Origin of the sequence: Vibrio agarilyticus, from assembly GCF_012641465.1 — a bacterium.
Lineage (GTDB): Bacteria > Pseudomonadota > Gammaproteobacteria > Enterobacterales > Vibrionaceae > Vibrio > Vibrio agarilyticus.
In genome coordinates this window covers 107974-127582 of the sequence record NZ_JABAIK010000001.1, presented here as the reverse complement: position 1 = coordinate 127582, position 19609 = coordinate 107974, and the positions used below count along the sequence as shown (strand labels likewise).

Annotated in this window: 16 protein-coding genes; 5 read left to right on the top strand and 11 right to left on the bottom strand. The window is 47.7% G+C overall.

The window, feature by feature from the left end:
• The first annotated feature begins 146 nt into the window (after positions 1-146).
• On the top strand, positions 147-731 hold the full coding sequence (locus tag HGP28_RS00550; RefSeq protein WP_168834481.1) for a TfoX/Sxy family DNA transformation protein: 585 nt from the start codon (positions 147-149) through the stop codon (positions 729-731).
• 201 nt (positions 732-932) lie between these two features.
• Here the strand turns inward: HGP28_RS00550 and HGP28_RS00545 are convergent, their stop codons facing one another.
• The 3 genes from HGP28_RS00545 to HGP28_RS00535 form a co-directional block, all read right to left on the bottom strand.
• A complete protein-coding gene (locus HGP28_RS00545; protein WP_246225500.1) occupies positions 933-1448 on the bottom strand; it encodes a hypothetical protein in 516 nt (171 codons plus the stop codon).
• 157 nt (positions 1449-1605) lie between these two features.
• Positions 1606-2103, bottom strand: coding sequence for a response regulator (locus HGP28_RS00540; RefSeq protein WP_168834480.1), 498 nt, complete (start codon positions 2101-2103; stop codon positions 1606-1608).
• A complete protein-coding gene (locus tag HGP28_RS00535) occupies positions 2096-4048 on the bottom strand; it encodes an ATP-binding protein (protein WP_168834479.1) in 1953 nt (650 codons plus the stop codon). Before HGP28_RS00535 ends, HGP28_RS00540 begins: the two co-directional genes overlap by 8 nt.
• Before the next feature lie 214 nt (positions 4049-4262).
• On the opposite strand from HGP28_RS00535, the gene HGP28_RS00530 reads away from it, so the two are divergent.
• Positions 4263-5516, top strand: a complete 1254-nt coding sequence (locus tag HGP28_RS00530) for a DUF945 family protein (protein ID WP_168834478.1) — start codon at positions 4263-4265, stop codon at positions 5514-5516.
• A 37-nt stretch (positions 5517-5553) separates the two neighbouring features.
• Entirely contained in the window at positions 5554-6648 is a 1095-nt protein-coding gene (gene serC / locus HGP28_RS00525) for a 3-phosphoserine/phosphohydroxythreonine transaminase (RefSeq protein ID WP_168834477.1), read from the top strand.
• 412 nt (positions 6649-7060) lie between these two features.
• Here serC and HGP28_RS00520 read toward each other — a convergent pair whose 3' ends face one another.
• From HGP28_RS00520 to trxB, 4 genes are all read right to left on the bottom strand, one after another.
• On the bottom strand, positions 7061-7468 hold the full coding sequence (locus HGP28_RS00520) for a nitrous oxide-stimulated promoter family protein (protein WP_168834476.1): 408 nt from the start codon (positions 7466-7468) through the stop codon (positions 7061-7063).
• A gap of 148 nt (positions 7469-7616) precedes the next feature.
• Positions 7617-9347, bottom strand: a complete 1731-nt coding sequence (cydC, locus tag HGP28_RS00515; protein ID WP_168834475.1) for a heme ABC transporter ATP-binding protein/permease CydC — start codon at positions 9345-9347, stop codon at positions 7617-7619.
• On the bottom strand, positions 9340-11139 hold the full coding sequence (gene cydD, locus HGP28_RS00510) for a heme ABC transporter permease/ATP-binding protein CydD (RefSeq protein ID WP_168834474.1): 1800 nt from the start codon (positions 11137-11139) through the stop codon (positions 9340-9342). The genes cydC and cydD overlap by 8 nt, the downstream gene beginning before the upstream one ends.
• 257 nt (positions 11140-11396) lie before the next feature.
• Complete coding sequence (gene trxB, locus HGP28_RS00505; protein WP_168834473.1) at positions 11397-12359, bottom strand: thioredoxin-disulfide reductase; 963 nt, start codon at positions 12357-12359, stop codon at positions 11397-11399.
• Positions 12360-12560: 201 nt separating this feature from the next.
• Between trxB and HGP28_RS00500 the strand changes: the two genes are divergently transcribed.
• Together HGP28_RS00500 and HGP28_RS00495 are read left to right on the top strand one after the other, a co-directional pair.
• Positions 12561-13202, top strand: a complete 642-nt coding sequence (locus tag HGP28_RS00500; RefSeq protein ID WP_168834472.1) for a 2OG-Fe dioxygenase family protein — start codon at positions 12561-12563, stop codon at positions 13200-13202.
• Positions 13203-13216: 14 nt separating this feature from the next.
• On the top strand, positions 13217-14455 hold the full coding sequence (locus HGP28_RS00495; RefSeq protein ID WP_168834471.1) for a cysteine desulfurase-like protein: 1239 nt from the start codon (positions 13217-13219) through the stop codon (positions 14453-14455).
• On the opposite strand, the gene HGP28_RS00490 is transcribed toward HGP28_RS00495, so the two are convergent.
• The 4 genes from HGP28_RS00490 to HGP28_RS00475 all read right to left on the bottom strand — a co-directional run bounded on the left by HGP28_RS00490 (position 14409) and on the right by HGP28_RS00475 (position 19594).
• Positions 14409-15248, bottom strand: a complete 840-nt coding sequence (locus HGP28_RS00490) for a DUF2797 domain-containing protein (RefSeq protein WP_168834470.1) — start codon at positions 15246-15248, stop codon at positions 14409-14411. The genes HGP28_RS00495 and HGP28_RS00490 overlap by 47 nt on opposite strands.
• 205 nt (positions 15249-15453) lie before the next feature.
• Positions 15454-16824: an SLC13 family permease gene (locus HGP28_RS00485; RefSeq protein ID WP_168834469.1), complete on the bottom strand. Its 1371-nt coding sequence runs from the start codon at positions 16822-16824 to the stop codon at positions 15454-15456.
• Between the two features lie 150 nt (positions 16825-16974).
• Positions 16975-17592 (bottom strand): SanA/YdcF family protein, encoded by a 618-nt coding sequence (locus tag HGP28_RS00480; RefSeq protein ID WP_168834754.1) that lies wholly within the window; start codon positions 17590-17592, stop codon positions 16975-16977.
• Positions 17593-17902: 310 nt separating this feature from the next.
• Complete coding sequence (locus HGP28_RS00475; RefSeq protein ID WP_168834468.1) at positions 17903-19594, bottom strand: NAD-dependent malic enzyme; 1692 nt, start codon at positions 19592-19594, stop codon at positions 17903-17905.
• Positions 19595-19609: the final 15 nt, after the last annotated feature.

Sequence of the window (19609 nt, the reverse complement as noted above, 5' to 3'; positions counted from 1 at the left end):
CTTATTTTTTATCGTAAAGTATGATTCATACATAATATTCGACACATATATAAATAAAATACTTTTTTCTTATTTCGCAATTATTGCTGCGTTCTGGCGACATCACATTGTTTGGGGGTTACTTCAGGGTATGGGAGTCAAAGGACATGACAGAGCAAGCTTATTTAGAATACATCAGCCAGTTCGGTTCATTTCAACAACGGTCAATGTTTGGCGGTATCGGTTTATTCAGTAACGATGCTATGTTTTCATTGATCAGTAATGACCACATTTATCTTCGCGGTGGAGAGTCGCTTGATGAGGTGTTTACTGCGCTTGAGTGTGAAAAATATCGCCATGTCAAAAAGCAAACCACGGCAACCGTCAATTATTACGATATTGGCAATTTGCTCGATAGCGACTGCGCGCAACTTGATGAGTTAGTGCGTCGCTCAATTACATTATCGGAGGATCACCGCTGCTATCAAAAATCGAGTGCTAGTCGCAGATTGCGCGATTTGCCGAATATGCAGCTCACTCTTGAGCGTATGGTTAAAAAAGCAGGGGTTAAGGACGTTAACACGTTTTTAGATTTGGGGGCGATCGCCGTGTTTTCCAAAGTCCGCGTGGCGTATGGCAACGATGTTGACATTAAATTATTATGGAAATTTGCAGGCGCTGTTGAGGGTATTCACTGGAAACTTCTTGAAGAACCTTATAAAAATCATCTGCTACAACAAGTTCGACAGTAATTTATATACCCAAACAATTTGAAGATGCAGGTAGGTGGCAAACGAATAAAGCCTCTGGGCATAGGCAAGCTATGTGATGAGGTTTGGGAGAGTCAGCCAACAAAGCTGCAACTTTAAATAGGAAGGGTATAACATTGACGGCAAATAATAAGGCGCTGACAAATGGTCTGCGCCTTATTATTTATGCTGAACTCAATGGCATTAATATTTGAAACGTGCTGTAAACATACCTTGAGTGCCGTAGAAATCGTTAATGCGAATTTCAGCGCCTAGTGAGAAGAGTTCCGTTGAGTGAAAGCGAGCATAGGCTGTGCCTTTCCAATCGTCATCATCTTCGATAGAGACGTAACCTACATTACCGCCAACCTCAAGCTGTGGACCCAGCCATTGGCGCACGCCAAGGTTAAGCTCCATGCCTAAGTCCGTACCACTTTTTGCCACAGGATCGACCACACGCAGCAACATTGCGCCAGTCAAATCAGCCCAGTTATTGATTGGCGAATGAAAGCCAACCCCAGCAGCCGCGTCAAAATCACTTTCAAACTCTGAATCGATGCGAGCGTAAATATGGGCGTTTGGGTGAACAGACTTACTGAACGCGCCACCAAAAGTCACAGGGCTGACGCCAATGCGCGCTTCAAAATAGTCATAGCTGAAATTGCTCATTGTCGCTTGATCGTACGAACTTTGAGCGAATAATGGTGTCGCACCCATCATCAGTGCGGCAGCCCAAAATGTATTACGCATTTTCATGGTAAACCTTATTCATCATTGAGCGGCAAACTTATGTTGCCTGAGTTAGTTTTACTAAGCTAAAGCAAAATACGCGCCAATTTACTCAGAACTTCTCTGAGGCGACTCGGTATCGAAGAGATTATTCGCCAAATTGGGTCCGTTTTTGCGCCATGGCATTGAGTAAGGCTTCTGAGTCTAAAATTTGCACCCATGGAAGCAAATTGTTGTCATGAGCGATGACATATTCGGTCAATTGCTGCTTGATTGCCGCTCTCAGCGTGTCACCCTGCCACGGTTTGGCAATGTAAAAATCGAGACTGGCGTGATTGATGGCTTCAACGGTATCTTCGAGGCCGGCTTGCCCAGTGAGTAAGATTTTTCGGCAGGTGGCGGCGCGAGGATCGTCGCTAAGTTCGATAAGGAAACTGATCCCAGTCTGCTCTGGCATAATATGATCGCATAAAATCAGCGCTAAAGGGACTGACTGCGCATGGTACTCAGCAATGACATGTTTTGCCTCGGTGACGGATTCTGAGCCTTCAATAATGAAATCGTCTTCAAAGATAGATAGGTCTTGTAATACGCTATCAAGCACTTCACGCTCATCATCTACACATAAAATCAGTAGCTTATTCATGGTTTGCTCCTTGCTCGAAAATGGGTAACCAAACGGTCATCTGGGTGTACTGCCCTTCTTCTGATTGAACGTCTATCCAGCCGTGGTGACTATGAACAATTTGTTGGCAGATAGAAAGACCAATACCAAGGCCGAAGTTACCTTCGCGCTTGGTGGTGAAATTGAGATCAAAGATCGCGTGTTGAATGGGCGCAGGAATACCGCAGCCACTATCATGAAATACAACGGTGGCGTAATCTTGCCCAAGATGTTCACGCCGCTGAGTATAAAGCCGAAACTCTCCTTGGTTATTCATCGCATCCAGCGCGTTTGAGATAAGGTTGGTCCAAACTTGTTGCAGCGCTAAAGGCTGACATCGAATTAAAGGCAAATCGGCGTAATCGATGTGCACGGTCAACCGTTTGAGCCGATTTTCAAAAATCAGCAAAGTGTCTTGTAACCCTTCGTGAATATTCGCTTCTCGCATGCCTTCTTCATCCTCAGAGCGAGCGTAGCTCTTGAGACTTTTGACCATATCTGCGATCCGCTGCGAACAAACCTTGATGGTACGCAGCGCGCTGCCGACTTGGTGATAACTGTCCCAAGTTTTGAGTTGCTCTGTGGCGTGTGGTGTTTGTTTGCTTAAGCGAGCAATAAAGTCGGTTTGGTCGTCTAAGCCAAGGGCAACCAACTTTCGCGCTTGATTGGGGTTGTTAAGGCGCGGAAGTAATTTTTGCGCTCTGCTGCGGAGTTCTAGCGTGGAGAGCGGCTTTGACTCGCTTGCGTGCTGCATGCACTGAATGCCGACTTGGCGTGTGGCATCGCTTTGCTCATCCTCACACATTAGAGCATCGATTTGGGTTGAGAGTAGATCAATGCTGCGCAGCGTCGCTGCAACGGGATTGTTTAATTCGTGAGCAACGCCCGCCACCAGTTGCCCAAGCATCGCCATTTTTTCTTTTTCGACCAATTGCTGATGAGCAGATTCAAGCGACTCAAGGGTTTTTTGTAAGTCAAGTTTGGTGGTAATGCTACGTTGAAGGCGGCGATTAAAGTGCCTTAACAATAAGTTAGTGAAAATGGGTAGTAAATTGCTGTCCGATTGCATCACTTTAGCAAATGTACTGCGATCAAGTTTAATCACCTCCGTCGGTGAAAGCGTCAACGCAGTGGAAAACGACGGTTCTCCCGTAACGAACGACATACCGCCAACAATATTGCCTTTATTATGGCGCACGACCTCGCGCAGTTGATTTTGATCATCGCGTTTGTACAGAGCCACTTGACCTTGAGTAATAAACCATAAGAAATGGTTTGGTGTACCTTCTTCTGTCAGCAGGTGATTGGCGGAATATTGACGCCTAGCGCGGGTTTCATCCCCTTTTTGATCAAAGAAATCTGATAGTGCTGTGACACAACGCTCAGCCAGTTCGTTGTCACTGAGCCTATGGTAATCATGAATAAAACCTGCGTGATAACGCTGTACTTGTTGTTCAACGTGTGCCTTTAGCAGTTTATCTTGCTCTAACACATTGCAATAACGCACCAACTCGTCTTTGGCGTAACGTAACACAAATTGAGTGAGCTCTTTTTTGGCACTGAGATGCAACTGTTTGGGCTGAAGTGGTTTGGTCAAGCAGTGATCGAGGCGTCCTTCGTTGACCGCATTGAGTATCACAGCAATATCGACTGAGTCGCTGATCAAAATTTTACGCGCTTGTTCGGTATGAGGGTTTTTGTCCAAACTGATGAGGAAGTTTGCGCCATCAAATTCTCGGTGATGCGCCGCAATGACAAGCGCCATGGTTTGTTCCTTTTGTTTAAGGAAAGCAATGGCTTGTTCGGCTTCATCAAGGCTATCAGCGCTAAAGATATCAAAGTGCTCGGTAAACGCAGAAAGTTCATGACGACCTTGCTCGAGGCTGAGTGGGTTGCTGTCAAGATACAGTAAGGCGTAACGATTCACAGGCGTCCATTGGTTGAAGAATTTGCTCCACTTTAGCAATAAATACCCGAGTTAATTTGGGAGCTGGGCTGGAATTTGGCGTAACTTTCACCACCAAATGATAATAACCTGATTTAACTCAACGTTTTAAAGCTGCTAAAAAGCCGATTCAATGCTGCCAAGGCTAACGGTATTGTTGTAAACTGACGCAAATTAAATGAACAGTGAGAATGTGATGACGAACCTGAAAAAGTGGGCAGGAGCGGGTGGCGCGCTTGCGCTTATCTTGTGCTGGCCTTTGGCCGTAGGCCAAATTGGCCAAAGTGTCGTTGAAAAAGAACTGAACAATCGCGAATTGGCTCTGGTTGATGTCACAGTCGAAAGCTATGACCGCGGCTATTTGAGTTCAACTGTCATGACACGATTGACGGTTCGCGATGCCGCGTTGCAGGCTCAACTGAAAGCGGAAGGCTTGCCCGATAGTTACCTCGTGCACTCGACGTTATCGCATGGTTTGGCGTCGATTTCAGCAAAGTCTACGCTAGCAAACGTCACTTGGCCGCTGACATTAAATACCACCACGCAACTTAATGGTGATACGGAGTTCGATTTTCAACTAGCGGCGATTCGTCAAAGTGAGCTAAAACCAGGCTTAACAGTGTCTGTTGATGCATCGTCATTTACCGGAAATGTGGCGATTGATGGTCTGATGCAGTTTGCTCTTACGGTGCCGAGTGTGCGAGTGACCAATCCTGAGGGCGCGCATCTCACGCTCACCCAAGTCCAAGGCACTGGCGAAGGCCGCAATAACGGCGGGTACTGGCTCGGAACGCAATCACTAAAACTAAAGCGTGTGGCGTTTGAAGAACCACAAGCGGTGACGATTACCAGTGACGATATTGTTATCACCAGTGATACTCAGTTGAACGAGAATGGGTCGCGTATTACCAGTGACACGCGCGCGGTACTGGGCGCATTGCAGTTACCGGATGAACCCACTGTCAATGATTTGACGTTTGGGTTTTCTATGAGTCAATTGGACGTCACCGCATTTAATGGAATTGTCGATGCACTTCAGCACCAAAATGAAGCCGATGCTCTGGAGCCAGCAGTGGTGCTTGGCCATCTTGATACCTTATTTAACAAAGGATTCGCTGTCGCAATTGACGAATTCTCAATGCGCATTGACGACGGTACCATGAACGCGAGCGTCCATTGGCAAGTTCCAGAGGGCACCACGGGACTGAAACAAAATCCAATGCAGTTATTAGCGAAAACCAATGGTGAAATGAAAAGTTATGTCTCGCAAACTTTAGTTGAAAAGTACCCTAACTTACAACAAGGTGTTGATGAGCTGATCATTTCAGAAATGGCCGAAGAAGTGCAGGGCGGTTATCAAATGAACACCCAACTGCTCAATGGTAATATTCAATTTGCTAATGGCGAACAGGTGCCATTGTTTAATTTATTAATGCCAATTTTCATGTAACCCTTATTTTTAGTATCTAGCAGGAGCAAACAACATCATGGAACCCATCACGGATACCGTTTTTAATTTTAGTGCAGGTCCGGCCGCGTTGCCGAAGGCCGTGATGCAACAAGCCCAGCAAGAATTGCTTAATTGGCATAACTTGGGCACGTCGGTGATGGAAATTAGCCATCGCAGTAAAGAGTTTATTGCAGTTGCCGAACAAGCCGAGCAAGATTTGCGAGATCTACTGGCCATTCCGAATAATTACAAGGTGCTATTTTGCCATGGCGGCGCGCGTGCTCAGTTTGCGGCGATTCCGCAAAATTTGTTGGGTGAAGCCACGACCGCAACGTATATTGATGGCGGTTTTTGGGCGGCGAGTGCCGTCGATGAAGCGCGTAAATATTGTGAGCCAAGCGTTCAACAGGTGAAAACCGAGATTGATGGCAAGGTGGCAATTTTGCCTGCAAGTGAATGGGCGATTGCGCCTGAATCGGCTTTTGTTCATTTTTGCCCTAACGAAACGATTGACGGTTTAGAGATCAACGATCTTCCCGAAACGGATAAACCCATCATTGCCGACATGTCATCAACGATTTTGTCGCGTGAAATTGACGTTTCTAAATACGGTATGATTTACGCTGGCGCGCAGAAAAATATTGGCCCGGCTGGCATTGTGATTGTGATTGTGCGCGAGGATCTTTTAGGTTACGCCCATCAAACGGTACCGAGTATTCTTGATTACACCGTATTGGCAAAACAGGACTCGATGTTTAACACCCCTCCAACGTTTGCTTGGTATCTTTCAGGTTTAGTTTTTAAATGGCTGAAAGCACAAGGTGGTGTGAAAGCCATTGAGCAGCGCAACCGTGAAAAAGCAGCGCTTCTTTATGATTTCATCGATGACTCTGATTTTTATCGCAATCAAGTGCATCCGCAAAATCGCTCGCTCATGAATGTGCCGTTCCAATTGGCCAAGCCTGAGCTGGACGCGCTGTTTTTAGAGCAGGCAGATGCAGCTGGTCTAAAAGCACTTAAAGGCCATCGTGTTGTTGGGGGAATGCGAGCCTCAATCTACAATGCAATGCCACTTGAAGGTGTTCAAGCGCTGGTTGATTTTATGCGTCAGTTTGAACGCGAAAACGCATAGTTATACCCAAGTAACCTCAAGATACATGGTTCAGCGAGAATGACTTGGTTAATCAGTGAGGCGAGGATTTGAAAATTGAGTGGGTCTCAATCGAAAATCGTCATCAAAGCTGATGAGCCAAGACAGCTCGCCCCTTGGGAGCCAATCACTGAACCGCTTTTTGTTGTAACGAAAGTGCGTTAAACAACTTGAAAATAGACTCGCTATTTCGCTGTGTTGTTTGCCTTGCTCTCAGCTCAGTGAGCCGGCTCTGAGTCCAGCATCTTGAAGTGACTTGGGTATATACCCAACCCTTTGAAAATGCAAAGGCTGTGATCGAGTTTGCCCCAAGAGCATAGCTAATAGTGCAATTGGGGTGAATGAGTGACCTCAACACAGCTGCTGTATTCAGTGGAAGTGAGCTTAGCTAAGCTTACTTGCTGTTTTTCGCTTTCTGCAGACGCAAATGACGATTCGATTCTGGGTTAAGAGGCAAGTTAGGAACGGTTTTCTTTTCATGCAGCAGATGGCGCAATGCCAACTTAGGGTGCCATAACAGCATACGTGGACCGCTAAAACGCATCACACTTTTCATTTGCAACTTTTGTTGTGGTTTATAGCAGTGAACAGGGCAGCGGTTACAGGTTGGTTTGTTTTGACCAAATGGGCAGCGGTCTAGCTTGGTCTCTGCGTACGAGATCAAATCGGCACACTCAGAGCATAACCCTTCACTCTGATGATGCTTGCGGCAATAGATCCAAACCATTGCGGCGACGGTCTCAAACTCTTTTAGAAGCTCACCAGTAAGTAAGCTAGCGTCGCCATATTGAATTTTGGTCATGCATCTATCCTCTTGCGATGAGAAGTAGCAGCGTTGTTGGCTGCCACTTACAAACCTCATCACACCGTTTACCTATTCCACGATGTGCTCAAAGACTTTGGTTGCCATTCGCCTAGCTGCGTGTTCAAGTCGCTTGGCAATGTTCACTTTATGCTATCGATTGCCATAACTGATAGTAACGGCCTTTTTCAGCCAGCAGTTCGGCATGAGAGCCTTGTTCAACAATGGCCCCTTGCTCCATTAAACAGATACTGTCCATTTGTTCGAGTGCAATCAGTCGGTGCGTGACGAACAGTACGGTTTTGGTCTGATAATGACGCGCAAGCAGCGCCATAATGTGCGCTTCGGTCTGCTTATCTAGGCCTTCGGTCGGTTCATCCAATAATAAAATTGGCGCATCGCGCAACAGCGCGCGAGCAATACCGATGCGGCGGCGCTCACCACCAGAAAGCTGACGGCCACCATCACCCAGCCAAGCATCTAAGCCCTTTCCTTCGAGTAGCGTGTCCAATTCTACATCCTGTAAACGCGCCACAAGTGCGTCGTCGTTCGCTTCAGGCGCCGCCAACAGTAAATTGTCCCTTAGTGTGCCATTTAAAATATCGACACGTTGGCTGACAACGGTCATTGATTGACGCAATTCCGTCTCACTCCACTGAGGCAACGGAACCCCATTTAGGGTTATCAGGCCTTGCTGCGGATCCCAGTAGCGGCTAACCAGTTGTAATAACGTCGACTTGCCAGAACCAGTCTGGCCTAGAATGGCCACTTTTTGACCCTTGGCGATAGCTAAGTTTAGCCCATGAAGCGCTGCGGGTTTGCCCTCGGCATAGTGGAACTGGACATTATCAAACACCAAAGCGTCGTGATGGCTTGTCGGCGACTGTGCTGACATGGCTGGAAATTGCACCTCGGGTGTGGTGAGCAAAATATCGTTGAGCCGCTTTGCCGAGGTTAATGTTTGTCCGAGATATTGAAATGCGCCTGCCAGTGGCATGAGCAGCTCAAAGCTTGCCATGGCAGCAAAGGCAAAGAGCGCCACAATCGGATCGGGCGCTTGCCCGTTAACGCCGTCAGCCGCGAACCATAAAATCACGACTAGCGTCAGCCCATTCACCAGAATAAGCAGCGCGCTTGCAAGGCCGGTAATGTGGGCATGAGCCCATTGATTGCGAAGCAGTGAGGCTTGTTTGGCTAAAAACGCGTCACGATAATGGCGCTCTGCGCCAAAGAGCGTTAACTCGCTAAAGCCCTGAAGCCAATCAAGCATAGCAATACGAAATTGCGCGCGATGCTCTGTTAACTCTCGGCCGTTGCGTTTGCCTAAATGATAAAATAATACGGGCCAGACAAGTGTCATCACTAACAAAATTGCGCCAAGAAGCAGTGCCAGCGAGGTATCAAACCAAGCTAGTAGCGCGGTTAATCCGGCGATGCCAAGCAGGCCAATGGTGACTGGGCTAATGAGGCGTAAATAGAGATGGTCCATCGCCTCAACATCTGCGACCAAGCGATTGAGCACATCGCCATCACGAAGATTACCGATTTTGCCTGGAATCAAAGGGGCAAGACGTTCAAAAAAGAAGATGCGCAAGTCTGCCAGCAGTTTGAAGGTTGCATTGTGACTGACAACGCGCTCGCCCCAACGACCTGCGGTGCGCGTCATGGCCAGCCCACGAACGCCGCCGCCAGGTAGCATGTAATTAAAGGTTTCTCGAGCAATAGAAAGTCCTGCGACTGCGGCAGCAGAAATAAACCAACCGGATAGTGTGAGTAATCCAATCGATGCCGCAAGTGTTATAAATCCAAGCAGCATACCTAGGGTTAAACCAAACCAGTGCTTGCGATACAGGCTCAGATAAGGGAGTAAATCACGCATCTAAATTCCCCTTCTTATTGTGGTCGAGAGCCGCCAAATGGACCTTTAACATCTTTTGAAACCGGCCTTCACGGTTTGAAAGTTCATCAAAGGAGCCTTGTTGAACCAAAAGACCTTGTTCCATCACGAGAATTTGCGTCACACTTTCAAGTGCGCGTAATTGGTGGGTCACCATCAGTTGAGTAAGACCTTTAGAATAACTTTGTATGCCGTCTAACACTAGACGCTCGCTGCGCGCATCCAGACTGGCCGTAGGTTCATCAAGCAGCCAAAATGTGCCGCGTTGTAACATGGCTCGCGCTAATGCTAACCGTTGTGCTTGACCTACCGACAGACCGCCACTGCGATCACTGATGAGGTAATCGAGTCCATGTTGCGATACAAATTCAGTTGCATGAGCGTCATCAAGGGCGGTTTGCAGATCTTGAGCGGCGATCTTTGATTTGCCTAAAGTGACGTTTTGTTCAATTGTGCCGTGAAGTAGCAGCGGGTTTTGGCCGACCCAACTGATTTGGGCGCGCCACTGCTCAAGGTCAAGTTGCGAAAGTTCAACGCCATTGATCTTCAAAGAGCCGTCATAAGGCAAAAAGCCCAGCAACGCGTTAATGAGCGTTGTTTTACCCGCGCCACTTGGCCCAACGAGCGCGCACGATTCCCCATTGTTGATAGTGAAGCTGAGCGGCCCCACTAACGACTGGCCTTCGGGGGAAAAAATCACAACATCATGGGCTTCAATGGTAATTTGCGCAGGTGTCGGCAACGGCTGTTTCCCTTCAGCGGATTGGTCCGCTTTTGGTGTTTCTATGGCTAAAAATGCCACGATGCTTTCTGCGGCGCCTACGGCTTGCTGTTTCGCATGATAAAACGTACCAAGATCGCGTAGTGGCTGGTAAAACTCCGGCGCCAGTATCAGCACAAATAGCCCAGCAAAGAGAGTGACGCCAAGGCCATAATGACCAAAGTTAAGTTCGCCAATGAAGGCAAAGCCAAAGTAAACCGCCGTTAACGCAATGGAAATCGACGTGAAAAATTCAAGAACGGCAGAGGAGAGAAAGGCGACTTTAAGCACATCCATAGTGCGTTCACGAAATACATCAGACGCGCCGCGTAACACATCCGCTTCCGCCTGAGCTCGATTGAAAAGACGAATGGTGGTCATCGCCTGCAAGCGGTCATAAAAATGACCAGAAAGTCGTTGGAGCGCCTTAAAGTTTTTGCGGCTGGCGTCGGCCGCTTTAATGCCAACCAAAGCCATAAACAGTGGCACCAGTGGCGCCGTTACAAGGAAAATAACGCCTGCCGCCCAGTTGACAGGAAATACCACTACTAAAATCAACAGTGGCACGGCAACAGACAATACCATCTGCGGTAGGTAGCGGGAAAAGAAGTCCTGCATATTTTCCACTTGCTCAAGCAGCAAGGTGGCCCAAGCACCAACGGGTTTTCCCTTGATGTAGGCAGGTCCTAGTTGTTGCATTTTATCGAGGATCAATTGGCGAATATAGACACGGATCTCCTCGCCGCAACGAAATCCTGCGATCTCACGGCCCCATGCACAAGCCGATTTGCCCACGACCATAAATGCGAGGGCAATAAATTGCGGGATCAATTGAGATTTATCGACCTGCTCAATGATCACTTGGTGCAAAATTGACGCAAGCAGCGCCGCTTGAGCAATTAAAAATACGCTAGAAACAACCCCTAGCCCAATTGCAATCATCAACCAGCGTTTTGCCAGTTTGCTTTGCTGCTTGAGCCATTGATTTAAAGCGCGTTGTTTCTTTTTATCCATTGAAAAGGCTTAATAATTATGATTTTTGAAACGGAAGTATATACCCTTCCCAATTGAAGCAGCAGGGGCGTTGGCTGACCCTCATAAACCTCATCACATAGTTTATCTATGCTCACGAAGTGCTCAGAGGCTTTGCTCGCTTGCCGCCGACCGGCAACTCCAAGTGGTTTGGGTATACCTGTTTACTCCAAGTGGCTTGGATACAAACAAAATAACCCAGCGAGACTAACACTGGGTTGAGCTTATTCGACGCGTGATTATGCTTGTTGCGCGAGACTGTCGAGGTAACGTTCGGCATCCAGCGCCGCCATACACCCTGTGCCAGCCGAAGTAATAGCTTGACGGTAGTTATGGTCCATCACATCACCAGCGGCAAAAATGCCTTCAATGCTGGTTTGTGTTGCATTACCGTTTAAGCCTGACTTCACCACAATGTAGCCATCTTTCATCTCAAGCTGATCGACAAACATTTGGGTATTTGGCTGGTGGCCAATAGCAATAAAGGCACCCATCACATCGATAGTTTCGGTGGTCTCAGAATCGGTGGCTTGGACACGCACCGCGGTCACGCCCATTTCATCGCCGAGGACTTCATCAAGCACGCGATTAGTATGCAAAATAATATTGCCGCTGGTGACCTTGTCCATCAAACGTTTGATGAGAATTTTCTCGGCGCGAAAGGTGTCTCTGCGATGAATAAGGTGCACTTCCGAGGCAATGTTAGCCAAATAGAGTGCTTCTTCAACGGCGGTATTTCCGCCTCCTACCACAGCGACCTTTTGGTTACGGTAGAAAAATCCGTCGCAGGTTGCGCAAGCGGAAACGCCGCGTCCTTTGAACGCCTCTTCTGACTCAAGTCCTAAGTATTTGGCAGAGGCACCAGTCGAGATGATCAATGCATCGCAGGTGTATTCACCACTATCACCAATCAGTCGAAACGGCCGTTGAGAAAAATCAACACGATTGATGTGATCAAAGATCATTTCAGTTTCGAAACGCTCTGCATGTTCTTTCATTCGTTCCATTAGGCCCGGGCCTGTGAGCCCCTCAGCGTCACCAGGCCAGTTTTCAACCTCAGTTGTGGTCGTTAATTGACCACCTTGCTGCATACCTGTGATCAAAACTGGCTGTAGATTCGCGCGAGCAGCGTAAACCGCCGCGGTATAGCCCGCTGGACCAGAACCAAGAATTAATAATTTACAATGCCTTACGTTACTCATTAATGCTCCACCAAGCGCTGATATAATCTTTTTGATTCTATGGAAAAACGGCGATCATTAAAAGCGCCTTTTTGTCACAGACAATGTCGACGATGGCGCGCCGTCGTCGCTGAAATTGCAAATGAGGCGTTAATGAATAACACTGTAATTGAGCAATAAGTCATCACATATACCGATGAAAACTCAATATTGGAGGTGATTATGCTTCATTGTCATGAAAATACCCTGCATATAACTAATCTTAGTCTTGAGGGGCGCACCACGTTGGCGCCTTCGTTTTTTACCCTACCTCATACAGAGCACGCCGATGGTCAATATCGGCTGCGTCGTTACTCTGTCGTTACCATGCGCCATGGCAAGTTGTGCCCAACTGCCCGACATGAGTTTCAGCAAAGCGCTCGCATTAATGCCTTTCAAGGGGATGTGTTACGACATTTTGAGCCTTTAGAGATAAGCACGTTGCAAAGTGACGGTTTTGTAGAGCTCATCACCTTATTTACTCAGGCGCATCATCTGCCAGACGAACATGAGATTGAAGTGCATCAAATTCGGATTATTACTCGCTTTGACGAAACACCCGTTGCGCCAGAGGGCGTGCACCAAGATGGCTTTGATCATATCGCACTGGTGGGCATTGCGCGGCACAACATTGTCGGTGGTGAAATCATGCTCTATGGTGATGCAGATGAGGCGCCTTTTTTTCGTAAGATCTTGGAAGATGGGGAGGTGGTTTTTCTCGCCGATAATCGGCTGTGGCATAACGCGCAACCGATCCGTGCGATTAAGCGTAATGAAATGGGTTATATGGATGTGTTTGTTTTGACGGCGAAAGCCGCGTCATAATCAAGGAGTGATGAATGCCGTTCGATCTCAATGCGCTTCGAGCGCAGTTTCCCGCCTTGGTGTCGCGTAAAATACCTAAGCACACTTTATTTTTTGATGGGCCAAGTGGGTCAAAGGTGCCGCAGCGCGTGGTCAATGCCATGGTAGACTACCTCGAGAATTTTAGTGCTAATTTTGGCGGGCATTTTTATTGCAGCGCGCAAACGCATGACATTGTGTCTCATGCTCGTATGGCCGCTGCGACTTTGCTCAACGCGCCGCACAGCGACAATATTGTGTTCGGCGCCAATATGACCTCACTGACCTTTACTCTCAGTCGCGCGATTGCTCAGCAGTGGCAACCCGGTGATGAGGTGATTGTGACGCAAGCGGATCACTACGCCAATGTGAGCCCTTGGCAACAAATGGCCCAGGAACGAGGTGCGACGGTCCATAAAGCGCCACTTGATTTGACCACGGCAGGCGTGGATGTGGCGCAGATACTGAGTCTTATAACGCCCAGAACGCGCTTGATTGCGGTGACGGCTGCTGCGAATGTGACAGGGACGATTACACCGCTGGATGAGATTATTTCCGCCGCCAAAGCGGTGGGCGCGCAAGTCTATGTTGACGCAGTTCACTGCGTGCCACATCGCTTGCTCGATGTTACGGCGCTCGGTTGTGATTATTTGGTGTGCTCTAACTATAAATTTTTTGGCCCCCACCTGGGTATTGCTTACATTGCGAACCCTTGGCTTGAGTCACTGACGCCAAGTCGAATTTCGCCCGCGCCTAATCACGGGCCCAGTCGATTTGAAATGGGCACACAAAGCTTTGAGGCGCTGGCTGGATTGAGTGCCAGTATTGATTACTTGGCGCAGTGGGGCGAATCGCACGTTTCATTACGTAAACAACTTGAGCAAAGTTTTGATTGTTATGCCACGCATGAAGCGAAACTAACATGTCATTTTCTTGAGCGTTTGGCGGCTTTAGACGGTGTCACGCTTTATGGCATTAAAGACTCGAATATGGCGCGACGCACACCAACGTTTGCGTTAAGTTTTGACTCTTGTAATGCCAGTGAGTTAGCCAGTGCGCTTGGTCAGCGACAAATTTGCACCGGCAGTGGTCACTTTTATGCGCCGGATGTGATTGATGTCATTGGTCTGTCGCAAAAGGGTGGTGTTTTGCGTATTGGTTGTATGCATTACAACACCCTTGAGGAAATTAGTCAGCTGTTTGACGTACTTGAACTTCTACTTCGTACGCGGTGAATTTACGCACATTGATAACCCCAGTATCAAAAATAAGGTATTGCCCCTTGATGCCCTGAAGTACACCACTGACTTCGGGGTTTTTGTCAAAATTATGCGAAACGATTTTGGTGGGATAGTGTGTAACTGGATAATGAATGTCAGTCGTCTCGGCACTGAGCTCGCAGACAGCATCATCGCCATTTTGTTGTTTGATGGCATCAATTGTGTCAGCGATTTTAGGTTTAAGCTCTGCTGCAAGTGCGTCAAGTGGTAGCGGCTCACCATCTTGTTTTAATAAGGTGCGCCAGTTGGTTTTATCGGCGATATGCTGGGCTAAAGCAACTTCCACCAAACCGGAAATATAGCGGCTTTTGACTCGATAAATAGGTAAACCTTGCGTGGCACCTTGATCAATCCAACGGGTTGGGATCTGCGTGTGGCGTGTGATCCCCACTTTAACGCTTGAAGTGTTTGAAAGATAAACGTAATGGTCCACCATGCAATTTGCTTCGCCCCACTCGGGTTCGCGGCAGGTGCCCGCAGCATAGTGGCAAGTTTCAGGTTTCATTATGCACATGTCACACGCAGCGAGTTTTTTCATGCAGACAAAACAGTGGCCCTGTGAATAGCTTTTTTTGGTTTTCTTTCCGCATGAGCAGCAATAAATATTGCCCGTGTGTCGCAAAGTCAATGACTCACCAATCAAAGGGTTGAGACTTAGGCTGTCTTCGCCGACTGGCAATTGATAGTCGACAGGCGCGCTAAGCGTGCTGCGTAACTTGGCAAGAGTGCCTTTAAAAATCATTGACATAATTGAGCTCAGATAGTGTTTATTGCGAGTATACCCGCCTTACATCAAGTTGCAGCGCTTTTCTCCAAAAAATTGTGGGATTGGCTCTCACAAACCTCATCACATCGTTTGTTTGTGTGATGAGGTTTTGCTCGCTTGTCGCTTATCGGCATCTCCAAGTTGGTTGGGTATAGCCGCAAGCTTGGTCAGAATGCGGGCGATTTTCTTACCAGAAAATCGCTGCGAATAGACTCAGCACTGCAATGCAAGCAATGTTGAGGACTACGCCGATACGCATCATCTCTCGTTGTTTAATGTGGCCGGTACCAAAAACGATGGCATTTGGGGGCGTCGCGACTGGCAGCATGAAGGCGCAAGATGCCGCAACCGCAATGAGAGCGGAAAGGATGACAGGAGAGATGCCAAGCGCTTCTGCAATGGTGGCAAATACCGGAACTAAAAGCGCGGCACTGGCGGTGTTGCTGGCAAACTCGGTTAAAAACACCACGAAGGAGACGACGGCAACAATAGTGATAAAAATGCCCGCTTGTTCTAAAAACTGGCTCAGTCCATGGGCCAAAAACACGCTGGTTCCTGTGGCTTTGAGAATGTTACTTAAACAGATCCCACCCCCGAACAGCAGTAGCACGCCCCAGTCAGTGGTTTTTTCAATGTCTTTCCAATGAACGGCCTTTGATGCTCCGAGTAGTACAATGGCACCAAGCGCGACCATGGTATCAAATTTTGCAAAGCCGCCCAGCATGGCATTGATGGGTTTGCTAAAAATCCACATAAACACAGTAAGGGCGAAGATCGCAAGCGTGATCATCTTACCATTGGTCCATTGAACTGGTTTATGGTCAAGCTCGAACTGATGGTTGAGGTTTGGCTTAGTCATGCCGTAGAGAATGATGACCGCAACGGGTAACAAAAGCAGTGAAATTGGCAAGCCAAGCGCCATCCACTCAGTAAAATTGAGTCCCACTTCTGCCGCTGCAATGGCGTTCGGAGGGCTGCCAACCAAAGTTGCAATGCCGCCAATTGAGGCGCAATAAGCGACGCCGAGAAGAACAAACAAAAAAGTACTGTGATGTTTTTCGCGATCTAATTTGCTCATGACGCCCAAAACCAGCGGTAACATCATTGCGGTTGTGGCGGTATTGGAAATCCACATTGATAACCCGGCACTGACACCAAACAACATGAAAACCGCGGTGGACATTTTTCCTCGAGCAATAAGCAGGACTTTATCTGCAATAGCTTGATCGAGTTGTTGTCGATGTAGCGCGGCGGCGAGTGCGAACCCGCCGAGAAATAAGAAAATGATTGAATTGGAAAAGTTATTTAGCGCAGCTTGAGTATTAAAAATACCAAAACTTATCGCGAGTAGAGGAATGAGCAGAGCAGTAATACTGACGTGGATTGCTTCTGTTAACCATAAGATCGCAACAAATGTGAGAATACTCAGTCCAGTAACCACCTGAGGTTCAAAGGGCAGCGTATTGAGCAGAATCGCGAATAAAATGACATTTGTGGACAATATCATGCTGTTTCGAGTAAACAGCCAATTCTTCATTGTGAGCGTAAGCGCAGTCATGATTAAGACTCCTTTCGAATAAAGCAAATGTAGGGTTTTTGTTGTTATTGCTATGGTGATGTTATTGAATTTTTTCAGTTTGTGCTGAACTAAATTGCTTTGAGAAATCGAAAGTGTGAGGTAAGGAAGAAAATGAATGAGGGAGGCGATTTAAAGTGCTTTATTGGCTTCTTCGTTCGTGTTTGCTTGACGTAATAAAATGGGCTCTTGAGGGCCGAGAAATTTCGGCTGCGTATTCATAATATAAAGGTCAAGCACTGCCTTGACTCGCGCAAGTACTTCACGCAGAGTCATTGACCAATTGGCCTTATCGGGGCCTTTTACCGCGAGGCATCGAGCATTAATGTCATAGGCATTGGCGATAAACAGCGCGCGTTCGCAATGAAAGCGTTGCGTGATGATCAAAAAATCATCAGTGGCAAAGATTTTTTTAGCTCGAACAATCGAGTCGAGGGTACGAAATCCGGCATAATCAAGATGGATTGAGCTTTCAGGCACTTCTGCGCGTAACAAATCGCGTTTCATGGTCCAAGGCTCGTTATAAGAACGGTGTGCGTTATCACCGCTAAGTAAGAAGTGCCCAACCTTACCTTGTTGGTACAGAGCGATTGCTGCGTCGATTCGATGAGAATAATAGCTGTTAAGTTGTTTACCGATGTATTTACTGGTACCGAGTACTACCGCTACGTCGAATTCGGGCAGTGTGCTGGTATTCGTGGCAATTTGATCGCGTGTTTGCAGCGCAATAAGGCGGTCTACGGTGACCATGAATATCAGTAGAGAAAATCCACCGATGAGGAGACTAAGGGCGATTCGTTTCAGCCAAATATGTCTGGGTTTGTGACGGAAAAAATTCAACAGCGACACACCCACTCCGTAAAACAATTCACAATGTGCACTATCATACTCACTCAATGGTAGCTCGAGAAGATCTCAAGCAAGAAAACCGTCGAAATTGCTGATGGTTAGCGCACAGTCTTAATAATGAATCAGCGCATGCGGTGAGGGAACATCGGCCAAGCCCGTAGGCTAAAGCCGAATGTGTTACTCGTCTTACTGTAACCTTGATTCCCTTCGTTTAATAGGCGGTACGTTTATAGCGGCGATAGACGGGCTGCCAGAAATTTTCGTCGATAGCTTGCTGCAATGCATCATCTGGGATCTCAAGTGCCACACCTTGCTCAATGGCTTTCTTGGCAACGGCATAAGCAATGCGCTTTGACACTGTGTGGATCTCTTCCAATGGTGGCAGTAATGCACCATTGCCATGATTTGCCAGCGGTGAGCAAGCCGCGAGTGCGCGGCTCGATTCCATCAACATTTCATCCGTTACGCGACGAGCATTAACAGCCAGGACACCAAGTCCGATACCCGGGAAAATGTAGCTGTTATTGCATTGCGCAATCGTGATGGTTTTACCGTCTATCACCACAGGAGCAAATGGGCTTCCTGTGGCAACTAGGGCCTCGCCTTTGGTCCAATGCAAAATGTCACTCGGTGTGGCTTCGACGCGGCTGGTTGGGTTTGATAATGGAAACACAATTGGGCGAGGGCAGTGCTTGTGCATCTCTTCGATAATATCTTGGCTGAATAAGCCAGGCGCACCCGATACGCCAATCAGCACTGTTGGTTTGGCGTTCGCAATAACATCAAATAGAGAATAAGCTGAAGGATTGTCTGATAGCCAAGTTTGTGTGTCGGCCAGTTTTTGAACCAAACGCTGCTGGAAATCGAGTAAATTTGGCATGCCTTCTTGCAATAGGCCCCAGCGGTCGACCATAAAGACTTGCGAACGAGCCTGTGCGTCAGAAATGCCCTCTGACACCATTTGCGCAATGATGGCCTCTGCGATACCACAACCTGCGGAACCTGCGCCTAAAAAGGCAATTCTTTGCTCACTCAGTTGACTACCAGCAGCTTTACACGCGGCAAGTAAAGAACCAACTGTGATGGCCGCAGTGCCTTGAATGTCATCGTTGAAGCAGCACGTGCGATGTTTGTAACGCTCAAGTAGTGGCATCGCGTTTTTCTGCGCAAAGTCTTCAAATTGGATCAGTGCATCAGGCCAACGGCGCTGAACCGCTTGCATAAACTCATCAATAAATGCGTCGTAATCTGCGCCAGTAATGCGCGGGTGACGCCAACCCATGTACATAGGATCGGCAAGGCGCTGTGGGTTATTGGTACCCACATCAAGTACGATGGGTAGTGTATAAGCTGGGCTAATTCCGCCACACGCCGTGTATAGGGCCAGTTTTCCAATCGGAATCCCCATACCGCCAATCCCTTGATCCCCAAGACCTAAAATGCGCTCGCCATCGGTCACTACAATCACTTTGACGTTGTGATTGGCCGCATTGTTGAGCAAGTCGTCGATATGATCGCGATTGGGGTATGAAATAAAAAGGCCACGACCGCGGCGATAGATATTTGAAAAGTTTTCGCACGCCGCACCTACCGTCGGGGTATAGATGATGGGCATCATTTCGCTGATGTGGTTTTGCACCAAGCGATAAAATAACGTTTCATTGGTGTCTTGAATGTTACGCAGATAAATATGCTTATCCATATCACTTTCAAAGCTCTTGTACTGCATATAGGCACGTTCAACCTGTTCCTGAATGGTTTCTGTGGTTTCAGGTAACAAGCCTTCCAAATTGAAAAAAGTGCGCTCTTCTGCGGTGAATGCGCTGCCTTTATTGAGCAGTGGTGTACTCAAAAGAGCGGGGCCTGCAAATGGGATGTACAACGGACGTTTGTTATTGTTCATGGATTGCCTTGGCAA

Bases quoted from the DNA above. Each gene is read 5' to 3' on its own strand.
- cydC (WP_168834475.1), bottom strand. From the start codon at position 9,347: ATGCGTGATTTACTCCCTTATCTGAGCCTGTATCGCAAGCACTGGTTT.
- trxB (WP_168834473.1), bottom strand. From the start codon at position 12,359: ATGAGTAACGTAAGGCATTGTAAATTATTAATTCTTGGTTCTGGTCCA.
- HGP28_RS00480 (WP_168834754.1), bottom strand. From the start codon at position 17,592: ATGGTCACCGTAGACCGCCTTATTGCGCTGCAAACACGCGATCAAATT.
- HGP28_RS00475 (WP_168834468.1), bottom strand. From the start codon at position 19,594: ATGAACAATAACAAACGTCCGTTGTACATCCCATTTGCAGGCCCCGCT.
- cydD (WP_168834474.1), bottom strand. From the start codon at position 11,139: ATGGATAAAAAGAAACAACGCGCTTTAAATCAATGGCTCAAGCAGCAA.
- HGP28_RS00550 (WP_168834481.1), top strand. From the start codon at position 147: ATGACAGAGCAAGCTTATTTAGAATACATCAGCCAGTTCGGTTCATTT.
- HGP28_RS00485 (WP_168834469.1), bottom strand. From the start codon at position 16,824: ATGACTGCGCTTACGCTCACAATGAAGAATTGGCTGTTTACTCGAAAC.
- HGP28_RS00520 (WP_168834476.1), bottom strand. From the start codon at position 7,468: ATGACCAAAATTCAATATGGCGACGCTAGCTTACTTACTGGTGAGCTT.
- HGP28_RS00495 (WP_168834471.1), top strand. From the start codon at position 13,217: ATGCCGTTCGATCTCAATGCGCTTCGAGCGCAGTTTCCCGCCTTGGTG.
- HGP28_RS00545 (WP_246225500.1), bottom strand. From the start codon at position 1,448: ATGATGGGTGCGACACCATTATTCGCTCAAAGTTCGTACGATCAAGCG.
- serC (WP_168834477.1), top strand. From the start codon at position 5,554: ATGGAACCCATCACGGATACCGTTTTTAATTTTAGTGCAGGTCCGGCC.
- HGP28_RS00500 (WP_168834472.1), top strand. From the start codon at position 12,561: ATGCTTCATTGTCATGAAAATACCCTGCATATAACTAATCTTAGTCTT.
- HGP28_RS00530 (WP_168834478.1), top strand. From the start codon at position 4,263: ATGACGAACCTGAAAAAGTGGGCAGGAGCGGGTGGCGCGCTTGCGCTT.
- HGP28_RS00540 (WP_168834480.1), bottom strand. From the start codon at position 2,103: ATGAATAAGCTACTGATTTTATGTGTAGATGATGAGCGTGAAGTGCTT.
- HGP28_RS00490 (WP_168834470.1), bottom strand. From the start codon at position 15,248: ATGTCAATGATTTTTAAAGGCACTCTTGCCAAGTTACGCAGCACGCTT.